The organism is Paraburkholderia panacisoli (assembly GCF_008369935.1).
GTDB classification, from domain to species: Bacteria; Pseudomonadota; Gammaproteobacteria; order Burkholderiales; family Burkholderiaceae; genus Paraburkholderia; species Paraburkholderia panacisoli.
This window is the reverse complement of sequence record NZ_VTUZ01000006.1, coordinates 30547-47251: the sequence shown is the minus strand read 5'-3', so window position 1 is coordinate 47251 and position 16705 is coordinate 30547. Positions and strand designations below refer to the sequence as shown.

Genomic DNA, 16705 nt, shown 5'->3' with positions numbered 1-16705 from the left:
ATTCCAAATCGGAATGATTCGAATGATTGTAAGTCATTATATTTATGCTGCGGTGCAACCTATACTGACTTTCATTCGAAGTCACCCAGGGATTGCCATGACGACGCCAGCTGTCACACGTTTCGCCCACGCCGCCCGCGCACGCGGCGCGCTGCGCTTCGCGCGGATCGCGGTGCAGAGCGCGGCGCTGGCGGCTTTGTGGTTCGTCGCCGATTTCGCCGTGCGCACGCTGCATTTGCCGGTGCCGGGTGGCGTGGTCGGTTTGGTGGTGCTGCTCGCGCTGCTGTTCTGCGGCGGCGTCGCGCCGCGCTGGATCAAGGCCGGGGCTGACTGGCTGCTGTCCGACATGCTGCTGTTCTTCATTCCGGCCGCGGTAGCCGCAGTGCAATACGGCGGCCTGTTCCGCGAGGATGGCTGGCGCCTCGCGCTGGTGGTGGTCGGCGGCACGCTGATGGTGATGGTGGCGGTGGCTTTCGCCGTCGAGCAGGCTGCGCGCCTCGAACGGCGCCTCGCACTGCGCCGCGTGATGGTCGCGCGGCACGCGGCGCGCGCCTGATTTTTCCGCACTGATCGATCATTTCCGCCCGAGGCCCGTCGATGAGCACGCTCTATTCGTCCCTGTTCGCCGACGATGCATCGCGTCTGATCGCAGCCGGCTGTTTCGTGCTGACGGTGGCGCTGTATTTCGCGTCGAAGGCGTTGTACGCGCGCTTCAAATCGCCGTGGCTGACGCCGCTGCTGGCCGTGCCGGCTGTGCTCGCGGCGATCGTCGTGCTCGCGCACATTCCGTACCCCGTCTACTTTCAGGACACGCGCTGGCTGATGTGGTTGCTCGGGCCCGCGACGGTCGCGTTCGCCGTGCCCATCTACGAATACCGCGAATTGCTGAAACGCCACTGGATTTCGCTGACCGTCGGCGTGACGGTGGGGATCGTGGTGGCGGTCGGCGGATCGCTGATGCTTGCGAAGCTGCTGCATCTGTCGCCGGAATTGCAGCGCAGCCTGATGACGCGCTCCGTGTCCACGCCGTTCGCGCTCGCCGTGTCCGACCGGATTCACGCGCCGAAAGATCTCACCGCGCTGTTCGTGATCGCCACCGGGGTCTGCGGGATGCTGTTCGGTGAGCTAGTGCTGGGACTCGTGCCGCTGCGCACGCGGCTCGCCCGAGGCGCGCTGTTCGGCGCGGCGGCGCATGGCGTGGGCACCGCGAAAGCGCGTGAACTCGGCAGCGAAGAGGGCGTGGTCGCCAGTCTGACGATGATGATCGCCGGCGTGGTGATGGTGCTGCTGGCGCCGATGCTGGGGCTGCTGCCGATTTGAGCTTGCGTGCGGCGGGTGCCCGCTAACCTGCCAGGCAGTCGAGCTGCTATCACCCCGCCACGCCGCGTCTCCATTTCGGGATAGCCATTGGCGAAAGGCAGATAACATCGTCGGCCTTTCATCGTTCGGCCGCGCGCGCTTCGCTCCATGACGCCCATTTCGATCCTCATCCCCTGCTACAACGGCGCGGCGACGCTCGCGCGTGCACTGCAAAGCTGCGTGATCCAGCCAGAAGCGGCGCAGATCGTCGTGATCGACGACGCTTCCACCGATGCATCCGCCGACATCGTCGCCCATTACGGCCGCCGTGACCCGCGCGTCGGCCTGCTGCGCATGCCGCACAACGGCGGCGCGGCGCGCGCGCAACTGGGGCGCGCTGCACGCGTCGCAGGAACTGCTCGCCTTCCTCGACGCCGACGACGAATACCTGCCCGGCGCGCTGGCCGCCGCCAGCGCGTATCTCACGCAAAATCCGACGGAAGTGTCGGTGCGGCTCGACGTCGAGTACACGGATTTTCCCGACGAGCTGACCGTTCACACGGACTTCGCCGCGCATGCGGCGGCGCTCAGCAATACGGTGCCGAGCAGCCTGATCATCCGCCGTTCGGTGTACGCGGCACTCGGCGGCTTTCCAATGGATGACGCGTTTCGACGCCTGGGTGGCGAAGACGGCGCGTTCTCGTGGGCGCTGCGCGAGATCTTCGGCAACCGCCGTCTGGACGACGTGAAGCGCGTGCGCATGCATTACCACGCGGGCATCCACGCCGAGCGTTACTTCCGCGTCGCGCTCGGGCTGCAGATACCGAGCCCCGCCGACGTGGCCGACGCGTTTCACTTCTCAAGACAGTTCCTCCACACCGCGCGTGCGCACATCCGGCAATTGCGCGCGGCCAGCGTGATCGACGGCTGAAGCCTGGCGCGGCCGGCCGAAACCCGCCGCGCCGAAAATCCGCACCGCGCCCCCACGCCCCGAAGCCATCCCGATTTGCTACAATCGCCGTTCGTCTTCGAGGAGCGTTGCGACGGGTACCGCGAATCAGCATATTCGCCGGCCGCCCGCCAGGCTCGAAGGCTTCAATCGGAGGGCTCGGATGCGCATCGCGCTGTCCCAACCACCGCATCGAACCGCGCTCACGTCAAATTTCTAGTCAATTTCTTAGAAAGGAGGGCGTGATGAACGCCGCAGTTATCGATTCGCAAGCTTCCAAAGACTACATCGTTGCCGACATGTCGCTCGCCGACTGGGGCCGCAAGGAACTCACGATTGCCGAGACCGAAATGCCCGGCCTCATGCAAACGCGTGACGAGTACAAGGCGCAGCAGCCGCTGAAGGGCGCGCGCGTCGCAGGTTCGCTGCACATGACGATCCAGACCGGCGTGTTGATCGAGACGCTCACCGCGCTCGGCGCCGATGTCCGCTGGGCTTCGTGCAACATCTTCTCGACCCAGGATCACGCGGCCGCGGCGATCGCCAAGGCCGGCACGCCGGTGTTCGCGTTCAAGGGCGAATCGCTCGACGAATACTGGGAGTTCTCGCACCGCATCTTCGAATGGCCGAATGGCGAATTCGCCAACATGATCCTCGACGACGGCGGCGACGCCACGTTGCTGCTGATCCTCGGCTCGAAGGCCGAGAAGGACCGTTCGGTGATCTCGAAGCCGACCAACGAGGAAGAAGTCGCGCTGTACAAGTCGATCGCCAAGCATCTCGACGCGGACCCGACCTGGTACTCCACGCGCCTGTCGCACATTCAAGGCGTGACGGAAGAGACCACGACCGGCGTGCACCGTCTGTATCAGATGGAAAAGGAAGGCCGCCTGCCGTTCCCGGCGATCAACGTCAACGACTCGGTCACCAAGTCGAAGTTCGACAACCTGTATGGCTGCCGTGAGTCGCTGGTCGACGGCATCAAGCGTGCGACCGACGTGATGATCGCGGGCAAGATCGCGGTGGTCGCAGGTTACGGCGACGTGGGCAAGGGCTGCGCGCAATCGCTGCGCGGTCTGGGTGCGACCGTGTGGGTCACCGAAATCGATCCGATCTGCGCGCTGCAGGCGGCGATGGAAGGCTACCGCGTCGTGACGATGGAATATGCCGCCGACAAGGCCGACATCTTCGTGACGGCCACCGGCAACTACCACGTGATCGGCCACGACCACATGAAGGCGATGCGCCACAACGCAATCGTCTGCAACATCGGTCACTTCGATTCGGAAATCGACGTGGCGTCGACCCGCCAGTACCAGTGGGACAACATCAAGCCGCAAGTCGACCACATCATTTTCCCGGACGGCAAGCGCGTGATCCTGCTGGCTGAAGGCCGCCTCGTGAACCTGGGTTGCGCGACCGGCCATCCTTCGTTCGTGATGTCGAACTCGTTCACGAACCAGACGCTCGCGCAGATCGAACTGTTCACGCAAGGCAAGAAGTACGAGAACAAGGTGTACGTGCTGCCGAAGCATCTGGACGAGAAGGTCGCACGCCTGCATCTGGCGCGTATCGGCGCGAACCTGACCGTGCTGTCGGACGAGCAGGCCGGCTACATCGGCGTCGACAAGAACGGCCCGTTCAAGCCGAACCACTACCGCTATTAAGCACGCGGGCGGTTTGAACGCATGACGGTCTGAAAACAGGGCGGCGCGCAATGCGCCGCTTTGTTCGCCATGCCCGCTTTTCTGGCGCATTTTGCCGCGCTTTTCCCGTTACCGGACATCCTGCCAAAGGAGTTCTACATGACCGTGCTGTTGACCTGGCTGATCAATGCGCTTGCGCTGCTGATCATCACCTACCTCGTTCCGTCGATCCATATCCGCAGCTTCGGCACCGCGCTGATCGTCGCGGTGGTGCTCGGATTGATCAACACGATCCTGCGCCCGGTGCTGATCCTGTTGACGCTGCCCGTCACGATCGTCACGCTCGGACTCTTCATTCTGGTGGTCAACGCGCTGTGCTTCTGGCTGTGCGCGTCGCTGCTGAAGGGCTTCGAAGTGTCCGGCTTCTGGTCGGCGTTCTTCGGCTCGATTCTGTACAGCATCGTTTCGTGGCTGCTGTCCGCGCTTATTTTCGGCAACCGCAGTTTAGGTTGACCTACACAATCATGAATCCGATCGAACTTTCATTCGAATTCTTCCCGCCGAAAACGCAGGAAGGCGTCGATAAGCTGCGCGCCACCCGTGCGCAACTCGCGTTGCTCAAACCCAAGTTCGTGTCCGTCACGTTCGGCGCCGGCGGCTCGACGCAACAGGGCACGCTCGATACCGTCGTCGACATGGCGAAGGACGGGCTCGAAGCAGCGCCGCACCTGTCGTGCATCGGCTCGTCGAAAGAGAGCCTGCGCGCGATCCTCAACCAGTACCGCGCGCATGGCATTCGCCACATCGTCGCGCTGCGCGGCGATCTGCCGTCCGGCATGGGCGAAGTCGGCGAACTGCGCTATGCGTCGGAACTGGTGAGCTTCATCCGCGCCGAGTTCGGCGACTGGTTCTGGATCGAGGTGGCCGGCTATCCGGAATACCACCCGCAGTCGCGCTCGCCGCGTCACGATCTGGAAAACTTCGCCAACAAGGTGAAGGCCGGCGCCAATTCGGCGATCACGCAGTACTTCTTCAACGCCGACGCCTATTTCCGTTTCGTCGACGACGCGCGCAAGCTCGGCGTCGAGGTGCCGATCGTGCCGGGCATCATGCCGATCACGAACTTCTCGCAACTGATGCGCTTTTCGGAGATGTGCGGCGCCGAAGTGCCGCGCTGGATCGCACGCCGGCTGGAGAGCTTCGGCGACGACCGCGAGTCGATTCGCGCGTTCGGGCTGGATGTGGTGACGGACTTGTGCCGACGGCTGATCGACGCGAAGGTGCCGGGCGTACATTTCTACACGCTGAATGGCGCTGCGGCGACCAAGGCGATTTGCGAACGGCTGGGCGTTTAATTGCACTAAAGAGCCTGGGCTCAAAGCTCGGCCCGGCCTATGAAAAACCCGCGCGGCTGCAACGGCCGCGCGGCCTAGTCCGACAACTTCCGCACGTAAAGCTGATACAGCGGCGCGGACAGCACTTCCAGCTTGCGGAAGTTCAAATTGACGAACGCATCGATGGCCGGCTTCGGGCATCGCAGCGGGTCCTTCCCCGAGGGCAACTGTTCGGCCCACAAATAGTCATCGAACGCGATGATCCCGCCCGCCTTCAATAGTTTGAAACCGAGCACGGCATCGGCCAGCACATCCGCGGCCTGGTGCGAGCCGTCGACGTAGACGAAATCGAAATAGCCCTTCTTGCCCGCGGCGATCAAACACGCGAGGCATTCGTCCGAGTACCCTTTGTGCACGGTGAGCTGCGCCCGCCCCGGATATTTGCCCGCAGCCAGCGTCACGTTGTGGTGAAAGCGCGACTCGACCGCGCTCATGTCGGTCTGCGCGACGCCGCCCGCCTGATGTTCTATGCCGCCTTCCCACGTGTCGATGCAATGCAGCTCGATCGGATGGCGCGGCGCCAGCGTGTCGATCAGATAGCAGGCGCTCGCGCCTTCATACGAACCGATTTCGACGATCCTGGCCGGAGCGTGGTGCGTCATCATCGGATCCCACACGCCTTTCGCGAGCGCGTCGAACCAGTTGTTGGTGAATTGGTACGAAGTCATCGTGCAAATTAAGGGTCTGCCTAAATCACCCATTATGGGGCGCCGGCTATTCCAAAAAAGATTGCCGCCGACGCCCCGCCTCGCGCCCGATGGCGTGGTAAGTCCCTGTTGAAGCCCATTTTTGCGCTGTCTATGATCGAAACGCAGCTGACCCGGCTGCTGTGCGGAGGACGATATGACAGTAACAACAAGGCTGTTTACGGTTTCCCAGTTCTGCCTGCCCGCGCTCGCCGCTCTTGCGGTCGCCGCGACCGGCATGACGCCGATTGCGGCACAGGCCGCCACGCTGCCCGACAAAACCCTCGTGTTTTGCTCCGAAGGCAGTCCGGCGGGCTTCGATACCGCGCAATACACGACGAGCGTCGAATTCAGTGCCGGCTCGTACACGGTCTACAACCGGTTGATCGAGTTCGCGCACGGCAGCACCGATATCGAACCCGGCCTCGCCGAAAAATGGGAAGTTTCGCCGGACGGCCTGACCTATACGTTCTATCTGCGCCACGGCGTGAAATTCCAGACCACGTCGTTCTTCAAGCCAACGCGCGAATTCAATGCGGATGACGTCGTCTTCACCTACCAGCGGATGCTCGACCCCGAGCAGCCGTTCCGCAAGGCGTACTCGGTGCCGTTCCCGTATTTCAACGACCTCGGCCTCGCCAAAAACATCGCGAAGATCGAAAAGATCGATCCGTACACGGTGCGCTTTACGCTCAAGGAAGTCGATGCGCCGTTCCTGCAGCAGATCGCCATGCCGTTCGCGTCGATCCTATCGGCGGAATATGGCGATCAGTTATTAAAGGCGGGTAAAGCGTCGGATATCAATCAATATCCGGTCGGCACCGGCCCGTTCATTTTCCGCAGCTATACGAAGGACGATACGATCCGCTTCGACGGTAATCCCGATTACTGGAAACCGGGCGTGGTCAAGGTGGGCAAGCTGATCTTCGCGATTACGGTCGATCCGGCCGTGCGTTTGCAAAAGTTGAAGCGCGGCGAATGTCAGGTGATGTCGTACCCGCGTCCCGCCGACGTTCCGACGGTCAAAGCCGACTCGTCGCTCGCGATGCCAAGCCAGGTGGGTTTCAATCTCGGCTATATCGCGTACAACACCACGAAGAAGCCGCTCGACAACGTGCTGGTGCGCCGCGCGCTCGATATGTCGATCAACAAGAAAGCGATCATCGAGTCGGTCTACCAGGGCGCCGGTCAGACCGCGACCAACCCGATGCCGCCGACGCAATGGGGCTACGACAAAAGCCTGAAGGACGCCCCCTACGACACCGAAAAGGCGAAAGCGCTGCTGAAGCAGGCCGGCTATCCCGACGGCTTCGACCTGACGCTGTGGGCGATGCCGGTTCAACGGCCGTATAACCCGAACGCGCGCCTGATGGCGGAAATGCTGCAGGCCGATTGGGCGAAGATCGGCGTCAAGGTGAAGATCGGCACGTACGAGTGGGGCGAGTACATTCGCCGCGCCCATTCGGGCGAGCATGAAGCGATGCTGATCGGCTGGACCGGCGATTACGGCGACCCGGACAACTGGCTCGGCGTCTTGCTGGGCTGCGACGCGGTGAACGGCAGTAATTTTTCCAAATGGTGCTACAAGCCTTACGACGATCTGATCAAAAAAGGCCGCGGCACCACCGATATGACCGCGCGCACCAAGGCCTACACGGAAGCCCAGGAAATCTTCAAGGACCAGGTGCCGTTCACGCCGATCGCCCATTCCACGGTGTATCAGCCGATCAGCAAGGACGTCGCGGGATTCAAGATCGACCCGTTCGGCCCGACGCAATTCATGAACGTCGGCATCAAATAAGCGCAGCGGGCCGCTTTTTTGCTGCCCCAACCCGCTACAGCCGCATCCTCCGGCCCGCGCCGGCGGTGCGGCTGCCCTTATGCCCGAATAGTTTCCGATCGTCAACAGAGGGAATTTCCTCCGCTTGTTGCTGCGAGCCAAGCTCAAGTAATATCGCGCTACGCTGGCGGAAGCCAGTCCTGAACCTGGAGGAAACATGAAGCAAAACAATCTGTTGCGCGCCGCGCGTGTTACGACGCTCGTCGCAGCTGCAGCGGCATCGCTGGTGGGTGCGAACAGCGCGCGCGCCGAGATTCCGAACAAGACCCTCGTCTACTGCTCAGAAGGCAGTCCTGCGGGTTTCGATCCGGCCCAATATACGACGGGTGTCGACTTCACGGCCAACACGTTCACCGTTTACAACCGCCTTGTCGAATTCGAACGCGGCGGCACCAAGGTCGAACCGGGTCTCGCGGAAAAGTGGGATGTCTCGTCGGACGGCAAGACCTATACGTTCCATCTGCGCCACGGCGTCAAATTCCAGACCACGTCGTTCTTCAAGCCGACGCGTGAATTCAACGCCGACGACGTCGTGTTCACGTTCCAGCGCATGCTGGACACCAACCAGCCGTTCCGCAAGGCCTACCCGGTGCAGTTCCCGTACTTCACCGACATGGGTCTGGACAAGCTGATTACCGGCGTCGAAAAGGTCGACCCGTACACGGTCAAGTTCACGCTGAAGGAAGTTAACGCGCCGTTCATCCAGAATCTGGCGATGGAATACGCATCGATCCTGTCGGCCGAATACGCGGACAAGCTGCTGAAGGCCGGCAAGGCGGCCGACATCAACCAGTTCCCGGTCGGCACCGGCCCGTTCATTTTCCGCAGCTATACGAAGGACGCGACGATCCGCTACGACGGCAATCCGGAATACTGGAAGCCGAACGCGGTGAAGATCTCCAAGCTGATCTTCTCGATCACACCGGACGCCGGCGTGCGCGTGCAGAAGATCAAGCGCGACGAATGCCAGGTGATGAGCTATCCGCGTCCGGCCGACATCGCGCCGCTGAAAGCCGAGCCGAACATCGACATGCCGTCGCAACCGGGCTTCAACCTGGGCTACCTCGCGTACAACGTGACGCACAAGCCGGTCGACAAGCTCGAAGTGCGTCAGGCGCTCGACATGGCGATCAACAAGAAGGCGATCATCGAATCGGTGTACCAGGGCGCGGGCCAGCTGGCCACCAATCCGATGCCGCCGACCCAGTGGTCGTTCTACAAGGATCTGAAGGCCGCACCTTACGATCCGGACAAGGCCAAGGCATTGCTCGCGAAGGCCGGCTACGCGAACGGCTTCGACCTCACGCTGTGGGCGATGCCCGTGCAGCGCGCGTACAACCCGAACGCACGCCTGATGGCGGAAATGATCCAGGCCGACTGGGCCAAGATCGGCGTGAAGGCGAAGATTGTCACGTACGAATGGGGTGAGTACATCAAGCGCGCGCACGCGGGCGAGGACGACACGATGCTGATCGGCTGGACCGGCGACAACGGCGATCCAGACAACTGGCTCGGCACGCTGCTCGGCTGCGAAGCGGTGAACGGCAACAACTTCTCGAAGTGGTGCTACAAGCCGTTCGAAGAGTTGATCCAGAAGGGCCGCGCGACGTCCGACGTGGCCGCGCGCACTACGGCATATGTCGAAGCGCAGAAGATCTTCGCGCAGCAACTGCCGTTCTCGCCGATCGCCCACTCGACTGTCTACCAGCCGGTCAGCAAGAAGGTGGTCGACATGCGCATCGAACCGCTCGGCTACGCGCGCTTCGACGGCGTAAGCATCAAGTAATCCGGCAAGCCAGCCGTAAAATTCGCGCAGTACGCTTTTCGCACGGTTAGAAAACTGGTCGAAATGGTCCGGCGACCGGGGTCACAAGCCCTTGTCGCCGGTTGCGTTTTTTCTTCACCAAGACCATAGGGACGAACCATGTTCCGCTTTGTTTTGCGCCGCATCGGCATGGTGATACCGACTTTCATCGGCATCACGATCCTCGCGTTCGCGCTGATTCACCTGATACCGGGCGACCCCATCGAAGTGATGATGGGCGAGCGCGGCGTCGATCCTGCAATGCACGCCGCCGCCATGCACCGGCTCGGGCTCGACGAGCCCTTGCCGATGCAGTACGTCCACTACATTGGACGCGCGCTGCACGGCGATCTCGGCACCTCGATTATCACCAACACCAGCGTGATGGGCGAATTCCTCGCACGCTTTCCCGCCACCGTCGAACTGTCGATCTGCGCGATGATGTTCGCGCTGATCATCGGCCTGCCGGCGGGCGTGTTCGCCGCGCTCAGGCGCGGCACGGTGGTCGATCACGGGGTGATGGGCACGGCCCTGACCGGCTACTCGATGCCGATCTTCTGGTGGGGCTTGATCCTCATCATGGTGTTCTCGGTCAAGCTCGGCTGGACGCCGGTGTCGGGCCGCATCGCGGTCGAATACGACATTCCGCACGTGACCGGCTTCATGCTGATCGACGCGATGATGTCCACCGACGAAGGCGCGTTCAAGTCCGCGCTGAGCCATCTGATCCTGCCGGCCATCGTGCTCGGCACGATTCCGCTCGCGGTCGTCGCGCGGATGACGCGTTCCTCGATGCTCGAAGTGCTGCGTGAGGACTACATCCGCACCGCGCGCGCGAAGGGCTTGTCGCCGGGGCGCGTGATCGTCGTGCACGCGTTGCGCAACGCGCTGATTCCTGTCGTGACGGTGATCGGCTTGCAGGTCGGCACGCTGCTCGCGGGCGCGGTGCTGACCGAGACGCTGTTCTCCTGGCCGGGCATCGGCAAATGGCTGATCGATGCGATCGGCCGGCGCGACTATCCGGTCGTGCAGGGCGGTATCCTGATGATCGCCACGCTGGTGATCGTCGTGAACCTCGTCGTCGATCTGTTGTACGGCGTGCTGAATCCGCGCATTCGCCATACGAGGTAACACCAAAATGGCAGACATTCAAAATACAGTCCCCCAAGCGGTCACGCCTCCCAGCGGCCGCGCCATCGCCGCCCGCGAATTCTGGGCGAATTTCTCGCGTAACCGTGGCGCGGTCGGCGCCGGCATCATCGTGCTCGTGCTGATCTTCGTCGCGATCTTCGCGCCGCTGATCGCGCCGCACAGCCCGATCGAGCAATATCGCGACTCCGTGAAGATTCCGCCCGCATGGCTCGACGGCGGCAACTGGAAGTTCATTCTCGGCACCGACGAAGCGGGCCGCGACATCCTCTCGCGCCTGATGTACGGCGCGCGGCTGTCGTTCTGGATCGGCTTCGTGTCGGTCGTGCTCGCGCTGATTCCGGGCATCGTGCTCGGGCTGATCGCGGCGTTCTTCGAGAAGTGGGCCGACACGCCGATCATGCGCATCATGGACGTGCTGCTCGCGCTGCCGTCGCTGCTGCTCGCGGTCGCGGTGGTTGCGATCATCGGCCCCGGTCTCGTCAACACGATGCTGGCGATCGCGATCGTCGCGCTGCCCGGCTATGTGCGTTTGACGCGCGCGTCGGCACAAGGCGAGTTGCAAAAGGAATACGTGACCGCTTCGCGCGTGGCGGGCGCCGGCACCTTGCGCCTGATGTTCTCGCAAGTGCTGCCGAACTGCACCGCACCGCTGATCGTGCAGGCTACGCTGGGTTTCTCGTCGGCGATTCTCGACGCCGCCGCGCTCGGCTTTCTCGGCCTCGGCGTGCAACCGCCGTCGGCGGAGTGGGGCGCGATGCTGGCCTCGGCGCGCGATTACATCGACAGCGCCTGGTGGATCGTCACCATGCCGGGTTTTTCCATCCTGATCTCGGTGCTCGCGATCAACCTGCTCGGCGACGGGCTGCGCGACGCGCTCGATCCCAAACTGAAACGGATGGCCTGACATGAGCAATAACCTATTGACCATCCGCAATCTGGCGGTGAACTTCGCCGGCTTGCCCGCTGTGGATCGAATCAATCTGGACGTCGCACCGGGCGAAGTCGTCGGCGTGGTCGGCGAATCGGGCTCGGGCAAGAGCGTGACGATGATGGCGCTGATGGGCCTGATCGACGCGCCCGGCAAAGTCACGGCCGACGAGATCACCTTCAACGGCAAGAGCCTGCTGAAAGCGTCGGCGAAAGAGCGCCGCAAGATCATTGGCAAAGACGTCGCAATGGTGTTCCAGGACGCGCTCACCAGTCTGAACCCGAGCTACACGGTCGGCTATCAGATCAAGGAAGTGCTGAAGCTGCACGAGGGCCTGCGCGGCGGCGCGCTCGACAAACGCGCGCTCGAACTGCTCGACCAGGTCGGCATTCCCGACCCCAAAGGCCGCATCGGCTCGTTTCCGCATCAGATGTCGGGCGGCATGAACCAGCGCGTGATGATCGCGATGGCGATTGCCTGCAACCCGAAGCTGCTGATCGCCGACGAGCCGACCACCGCACTCGACGTGACGATCCAGGCGCAGATCATGGAACTGCTGATCAAGCTGCAGAAGGAACGCGGGATGGCGCTCGTGCTGATCTCGCACGATCTCGCGGTGGTGTCCGAGGTCGCGCAGCGCGTCGCGGTCATGTACGCTGGCGAAGTGATCGAGACCAACAAGGTGCCGGACATCTTCGCGGCCCCCCATCATCCGTACACGGAAGCGTTGTTGGCGGCAATTCCCGAACATAACGTGGGCGCAGTGCGGCTCGCCGCATTGCCGGGCATGGTGCCGGGGCGCGACGACCGGCCCAAGGGGTGTCTGTTCGCACCGCGCTGCAAGTACGTGGTCGACGATTGCCTGAAGGCGCGGCCCGCGCTCGCGCCGATGCAAGGCCACGCGGAAGTGGCGCGCGTGCGCTGCATCAAACCCCTGAACCTGAGCGGCGACGCCAACGTTCACACCCACGGAGGCGCACGATGAACGCAGTCCACGAAACGCGGCGCCACCCGCACCATTCGGGCGATCACGTGCTTGTCGCCGATAATCTCGCGCGTTACTACACGGTCAAGCGGGGCATGTTCGCGTCCGGCACCGTGAAGGCGCTCAACGGCGTGTCGTTCTCACTGGAGCGCGGCAAGACGCTGGCGGTGGTCGGCGAATCCGGCTGCGGCAAGTCCACGCTCGCGCGTCAGTTGACCATGATCGAGACGCCCAGCGCGGGCCGTTTGCTGATCGACGGTGAAGACGTGGCCGGTGCCGATCACGCGAAGATCGCGGCGCTGAGGCGGCGCGTGCAGATGGTGTTCCAGAACCCGTTTGCGTCGCTGAATCCGCGCAAGACCGTCGAGCAGACGCTCGGTGAGCCGCTCGCGATCAACACGCAGCTCAATGCCGTCGAGCGCACCGAACGGATCGCGCAGATGATGCGCACCGTCGGCCTGCGTCCCGAGCATGCGAAGCGCTATCCGCATATGTTCTCCGGCGGCCAGCGGCAGCGCGTGGCGATCGCGCGCGCGATGATCCTCGACCCGCAGATCGTGGTCGCCGACGAACCCGTGTCGGCGCTCGACGTGTCGATCCAGGCGCAGATTCTGAATCTGTTCATGGATCTGCAGGAAGAGTTCAGGACGAGCTACGTGTTCATCTCGCACAACCTGTCGGTGGTCGAACATATCGCTGACGATGTGATGGTGATGTATTTTGGCGGCGTGGCGGAGCTTGGCGACAAGAAGCGGATCTTCTCGAAGCCGAGGCATCCGTACACGCGCGCGCTGATGTCGGCGACGCCTTCGATCTTCGAAGCAGATCGAAGCATCAAGATCAAGCTGCAAGGTGAAATGCCGTCGCCATTGCATCCGCCTTCGGGTTGCACGTTTCATCAGCGCTGCCCGTATGCGATCGACCGCTGCCGCAGTGAAGAACCGAAGCTGCGTGAAGTGGATGGCCGTCAGGTATCGTGTCACCGCGCCGAGGAGGTGGGGGACATGGATGCCTGATGTGGCGGCGGCGCGTCGTATTGCGCGCCGCTTGCGTGATGGCGGCCGCGCTGCAGCTTTCGCGCGGCGCTGGAGAGCGCGTGCACTGAACGGTGCCGCGCTGCTCGGCGTATGTTGTGCGCTTTATCTGGGCACAGGACCGCTCGGCGTCGCGCGCGCGGCGGGTGCGGCGGCCAATGCGCCCGCCCAGGCGGGTCGCCCGGTGGTGCCGGTGCCCGGCGTGCCGGCCCCGCCGCGCGCGAACCCGCCGGGCTTCGATCCAGCATCCGCGCCACCCGGCACCACCGCGAGCGGTCCGGTGCGCGCGCAACCGGCGCGCATGCCGTTCTATGTCGCGACACGCGGCACCACCACCATTTACGTGCTGGGCACGCTGCATGTCGGCGATCCCGTCGACTATCCCGCCGGACAGCCGTTCCGCGCGCCGATCCTCGCTGCTCTCGCCGCGTCGCCGACGCTGGCGCTCGAACTTTCCCCCGACGAACTGCTGGTCTCGCAAGACGACGTGTCGAAGTACGGCGTGTGCCGGCGCGACTGTCTGCCCGGTTTGCTGCCCGAGCCGTTGTGGCACAAGCTGGCCATGCGTCTGCGAGGCAACCTCGCCGCCCTCGATGCCATCAAGAAAATGCGGCCGTGGCTGGCGTCGCTGGTGGTCGAAACCTACGATTCGCTGAGCGCCGGTCTACAGACCGAGTACGGCACCGAAGCGCAATTGCAGAACGTATATCTGAAGACGCGCGGCAAGATCGTCGGTCTTGAAACGTTGCCGCAACAGATGCACGCGTTCACGGGGCTCTCGCTCGCGCAGCAGCGCGAAATGCTGGCGCAGGACCTGGTGCAGACAGCCGCGCAGAACGTTGCCGACGTGCGTGCGCTGCATCGCCTGTGGCGGGTCGGCGATGCCGATGCGATCGCCGCGTGGCAGGCCGCGAAGTCCGAAAATCTGGCGCGCGACAAGCGCGTGTCGGATTCGATCGACAACAAGATCGTCTACGAGCGCAACCGGCGCTTCGTGTCGCGGATGCTGCAGATCGCCGCGCCGAACAAGCCGGTGTTCGTCGCGATCGGGGCGTTGCATCTGGGCGGACCGAAAGGCGTGCTGCAGCTTTTGCGGCAGCGCGGGTTCGTGGTCGAGGCGGGGTGAGCTTACTGCGCCCTCAGAGCCTCGGCCACCTGCGCCACCACCGTGCGCCAGTCTCCAGCCGTCGTTTGCCGGAATAGTCTCATCCCCGGATACCACGGCGAGTCGCTGCGTGCTTGCAGCCAGCGCCAATCCGAATTGGCCGGCAGCAGCAGCCACACCGGCTTGCCCAACGCGGCCGCCAGATGCGCGACGCCGGTGTCCACGGCGATCACCAGATCGAGCTGCATGATCAGCGCGGCGGTTTCTTCGAAGCTGGTCAGATGAGCGGTGAAATCGCGCGCACGGAACGCTTGTGGCGCGTCGGCCAGTTGCGCATGCGCCGGGCCTTTCTGCAGCGCGTACCACGCGATGTTCTTCAACTCGCTCAACGGGTTCAGGTCGGTGAGCTTCATTGACCGGTAGCGGTCGTTGCCGAACGTGGGACTGCCGGCCCATACGAGGCCCACTCTGCGCTTCGTTTTGTCGACCGGACTCACCCGTTTGCGCCATGTCTTGAGCTTCGTCTTGTCGGCGAACAGGTACGGCAGTCCGGCCGGAATGCTGGACAGCTCGGTGCCGACACAGGAGGGCACGCTCATCATCGGCACCCAGAAATCATAGTCACGGCCGGGCTTGCCGCTAAACGCGCGATTCACGCCCGGTATGCGTTCGACCAGCGGCGGCAGCGGCTCGCGCACGCACAGGTCGACCGTCGCGCCGCGCTCTTGCAGCACGCGCGCAAAGCGCAGGAACTGGAAGTGGTCGCCGAAACCCTGCTCGCCGACCACCAGCAGACGACGCCCGTCGAGCGGCTCGCCGTGCCATTCGGCGACGCCCGGCACCGCGAGCGCGTCGTAGTCCTGCTTGCGCCAGCGCAGCGCGAACTCGGCCCAGCCCTGCTTGTAATCGCCGCGCTTGAGCAGCAGCCACGCCAGATTCTGATGCGCGTCCGCGTAATGCGGATCGAGCGCGAGCGCCTCGCGATAGAAGCCTTCCTCTTCGTCGAGCCGATCTTGCGCGGCGAGCGACCCGCCCAGGCACACGAGGTGGGTCGGCGTCGGCTTGAGCGCAACCGCGCGCCGGTAATGCGCTTCCGCGCCCGCGTAGTCGCCGAGACGGCCGATCAGGCTGCCCAGATTGACGTGCGCTTCCACGTAATCCGGGCGCAGCGCGAGCGCCCGCTCGAAACTCGCGATAGCCGCGTCGTGCTGGCCTTGCGCGCGCTGCGCATTGCCCGCGTTGAAGTGCGCTTCCGCCGAGTTCGGGTCGAACGCGAGCAGATCGCGGTAGCACGCCAGCGCTTCCTCGAAACGGCCAAGCCGGCTCAGCACCGTGCCCATGTTCAGATGCGCATCGGCCATCGTGGGGTTCGCCGCGAGCGCGAGCCGGTATTGTTCGAGGGCTTCGTTCAGCGAGCCTTGCGCCTGGAGCGCGACGCCGAAGTTGTTGCGCGCGTCGGCGAAATCCGGCTGAAGCTGCAATGCCTGGTCGTAGCAGATCATCGCTTCGTCCAGACGGCCGAGCGCGGCGGCCACGAGGCCACGGTTGCTCCAGCAGGCTGCATCGCGGCGGTCGAGTTTGAGCGCGCGGCTCATCAGAGTCTCGGCGGCGTCGTGCTGGCCGCGTTGATAGTGCAACACGCCGAAGTAATGCAGCGCCCTCGTATGCGTGGGGTCGAGGGTGAGGGCTTGACGATAGAGGGGTTCGGCGGCGTCGAACTGGCCGGCCTCGTGCACGGCGAGCGCGGCGTCGATCAGCGAGTTCACGTGGGCGGCGGCGGGTGGCCGCGCGGCGCGGTTGCCGGCGCGGCGGGATGGATGTTCCATTGACACCTGCTAGGAAGCGCGAGCAGCGCGACTGCGCGAGCCGGCGCGGGTGATGGG

At 63.7% G+C, this 16705-nt stretch carries 14 protein-coding genes, 1 pseudogene and 1 riboswitch; of the genes and pseudogenes, 13 read left to right on the top strand and 2 right to left on the bottom strand.

What is annotated here, in order from left to right:
• The first annotated feature begins 97 nt into the window (after positions 1 to 97).
• From FVF58_RS10885 to metF, 6 genes and pseudogenes are all read left to right on the top strand, one after another.
• Positions 98 to 556: a CidA/LrgA family protein gene (locus tag FVF58_RS10885; RefSeq protein ID WP_149669915.1), complete on the top strand. Its 459-nt coding sequence runs from the start codon at positions 98 to 100 to the stop codon at positions 554 to 556.
• 41 nt (positions 557 to 597) lie between these two features.
• A complete protein-coding gene (locus FVF58_RS10880; RefSeq protein WP_149669914.1) occupies positions 598 to 1320 on the top strand; it encodes an LrgB family protein in 723 nt (240 codons plus the stop codon).
• A gap of 147 nt (positions 1321 to 1467) precedes the next feature.
• A pseudogene (locus FVF58_RS10875) lies at positions 1468 to 2230 on the top strand (glycosyltransferase family 2 protein).
• 93 nt (positions 2231 to 2323) lie between these two features.
• Positions 2324 to 2460, top strand: a riboswitch (S-adenosyl-L-homocysteine riboswitch).
• Between the two features lie 33 nt (positions 2461 to 2493).
• Positions 2494 to 3915, top strand: coding sequence for an adenosylhomocysteinase (gene ahcY / locus FVF58_RS10870; protein WP_149669913.1), 1422 nt, complete (start codon positions 2494 to 2496; stop codon positions 3913 to 3915).
• Between the two features lie 138 nt (positions 3916 to 4053).
• Positions 4054 to 4407 (top strand): phage holin family protein, encoded by a 354-nt coding sequence (locus FVF58_RS10865; RefSeq protein WP_054040830.1) that lies wholly within the window; start codon positions 4054 to 4056, stop codon positions 4405 to 4407.
• Between the two features lie 11 nt (positions 4408 to 4418).
• The gene (metF, locus tag FVF58_RS10860) at positions 4419 to 5249 is read left to right on the top strand and encodes a methylenetetrahydrofolate reductase [NAD(P)H] (protein WP_149669912.1); all 831 of its coding nucleotides are present in this window, start codon (positions 4419 to 4421) and stop codon (positions 5247 to 5249) included.
• A 74-nt stretch (positions 5250 to 5323) separates the two neighbouring features.
• Here the strand turns inward: metF and FVF58_RS10855 are convergent, their stop codons facing one another.
• Positions 5324 to 5956 carry a class I SAM-dependent methyltransferase gene (locus FVF58_RS10855; RefSeq protein WP_149669911.1) on the bottom strand — a complete coding sequence of 211 codons (633 nt, stop codon included), beginning with the start codon at positions 5954 to 5956 and terminating at the stop codon, positions 5324 to 5326.
• Between the two features lie 175 nt (positions 5957 to 6131).
• Here FVF58_RS10855 and FVF58_RS10850 point away from each other — a divergent pair, with 175 nt between their 5' ends.
• The 7 genes from FVF58_RS10850 to FVF58_RS10820 all read left to right on the top strand — a co-directional run bounded on the left by FVF58_RS10850 (position 6132) and on the right by FVF58_RS10820 (position 14843).
• Positions 6132 to 7775 carry an ABC transporter substrate-binding protein gene (locus tag FVF58_RS10850; protein ID WP_149669910.1) on the top strand — a complete coding sequence of 548 codons (1644 nt, stop codon included), beginning with the start codon at positions 6132 to 6134 and terminating at the stop codon, positions 7773 to 7775.
• A 196-nt stretch (positions 7776 to 7971) separates the two neighbouring features.
• The gene (locus tag FVF58_RS10845) at positions 7972 to 9600 is read left to right on the top strand and encodes an ABC transporter substrate-binding protein (RefSeq protein ID WP_149669909.1); all 1629 of its coding nucleotides are present in this window, start codon (positions 7972 to 7974) and stop codon (positions 9598 to 9600) included.
• Between the two features lie 138 nt (positions 9601 to 9738).
• Complete coding sequence (locus tag FVF58_RS10840; protein ID WP_149669908.1) at positions 9739 to 10749, top strand: ABC transporter permease subunit; 1011 nt, start codon at positions 9739 to 9741, stop codon at positions 10747 to 10749.
• A 7-nt stretch (positions 10750 to 10756) separates the two neighbouring features.
• A complete protein-coding gene (locus FVF58_RS10835; protein WP_149669907.1) occupies positions 10757 to 11674 on the top strand; it encodes an ABC transporter permease subunit in 918 nt (305 codons plus the stop codon).
• 1 nt (position 11675) lies between these two features.
• Positions 11676 to 12683, top strand: a complete 1008-nt coding sequence (locus FVF58_RS10830) for an ABC transporter ATP-binding protein (RefSeq protein ID WP_149669906.1) — start codon at positions 11676 to 11678, stop codon at positions 12681 to 12683.
• Positions 12680 to 13699, top strand: a complete 1020-nt coding sequence (locus FVF58_RS10825; protein WP_149669905.1) for a peptide ABC transporter ATP-binding protein — start codon at positions 12680 to 12682, stop codon at positions 13697 to 13699. The genes FVF58_RS10830 and FVF58_RS10825 overlap by 4 nt, the downstream gene beginning before the upstream one ends.
• Entirely contained in the window at positions 13692 to 14843 is a 1152-nt protein-coding gene (locus FVF58_RS10820) for a TraB/GumN family protein (protein WP_149669904.1), read from the top strand. Before FVF58_RS10825 ends, FVF58_RS10820 begins: the two co-directional genes overlap by 8 nt.
• Positions 14844 to 14845: 2 nt before the next feature.
• Here FVF58_RS10820 and FVF58_RS10815 read toward each other — a convergent pair whose 3' ends face one another.
• Complete coding sequence (locus FVF58_RS10815; protein ID WP_149669903.1) at positions 14846 to 16648, bottom strand: tetratricopeptide repeat protein; 1803 nt, start codon at positions 16646 to 16648, stop codon at positions 14846 to 14848.
• Positions 16649 to 16705: the final 57 nt, after the last annotated feature.

Bases quoted from the DNA above. Each gene is read 5' to 3' on its own strand.
- FVF58_RS10885 (WP_149669915.1), top strand. From the start codon at position 98: ATGACGACGCCAGCTGTCACACGTTTCGCCCACGCCGCCCGCGCACGC.
- FVF58_RS10880 (WP_149669914.1), top strand. From the start codon at position 598: ATGAGCACGCTCTATTCGTCCCTGTTCGCCGACGATGCATCGCGTCTG.
- ahcY (WP_149669913.1), top strand. From the start codon at position 2,494: ATGAACGCCGCAGTTATCGATTCGCAAGCTTCCAAAGACTACATCGTT.
- FVF58_RS10865 (WP_054040830.1), top strand. From the start codon at position 4,054: ATGACCGTGCTGTTGACCTGGCTGATCAATGCGCTTGCGCTGCTGATC.
- metF (WP_149669912.1), top strand. From the start codon at position 4,419: ATGAATCCGATCGAACTTTCATTCGAATTCTTCCCGCCGAAAACGCAG.
- FVF58_RS10855 (WP_149669911.1), bottom strand. From the start codon at position 5,956: ATGACTTCGTACCAATTCACCAACAACTGGTTCGACGCGCTCGCGAAA.
- FVF58_RS10850 (WP_149669910.1), top strand. From the start codon at position 6,132: ATGACAGTAACAACAAGGCTGTTTACGGTTTCCCAGTTCTGCCTGCCC.
- FVF58_RS10845 (WP_149669909.1), top strand. From the start codon at position 7,972: ATGAAGCAAAACAATCTGTTGCGCGCCGCGCGTGTTACGACGCTCGTC.
- FVF58_RS10840 (WP_149669908.1), top strand. From the start codon at position 9,739: ATGTTCCGCTTTGTTTTGCGCCGCATCGGCATGGTGATACCGACTTTC.
- FVF58_RS10835 (WP_149669907.1), top strand. From the start codon at position 10,757: ATGGCAGACATTCAAAATACAGTCCCCCAAGCGGTCACGCCTCCCAGC.
- FVF58_RS10830 (WP_149669906.1), top strand. From the start codon at position 11,676: ATGAGCAATAACCTATTGACCATCCGCAATCTGGCGGTGAACTTCGCC.
- FVF58_RS10825 (WP_149669905.1), top strand. From the start codon at position 12,680: ATGAACGCAGTCCACGAAACGCGGCGCCACCCGCACCATTCGGGCGAT.
- FVF58_RS10820 (WP_149669904.1), top strand. From the start codon at position 13,692: ATGCCTGATGTGGCGGCGGCGCGTCGTATTGCGCGCCGCTTGCGTGAT.
- FVF58_RS10815 (WP_149669903.1), bottom strand. From the start codon at position 16,648: ATGGAACATCCATCCCGCCGCGCCGGCAACCGCGCCGCGCGGCCACCC.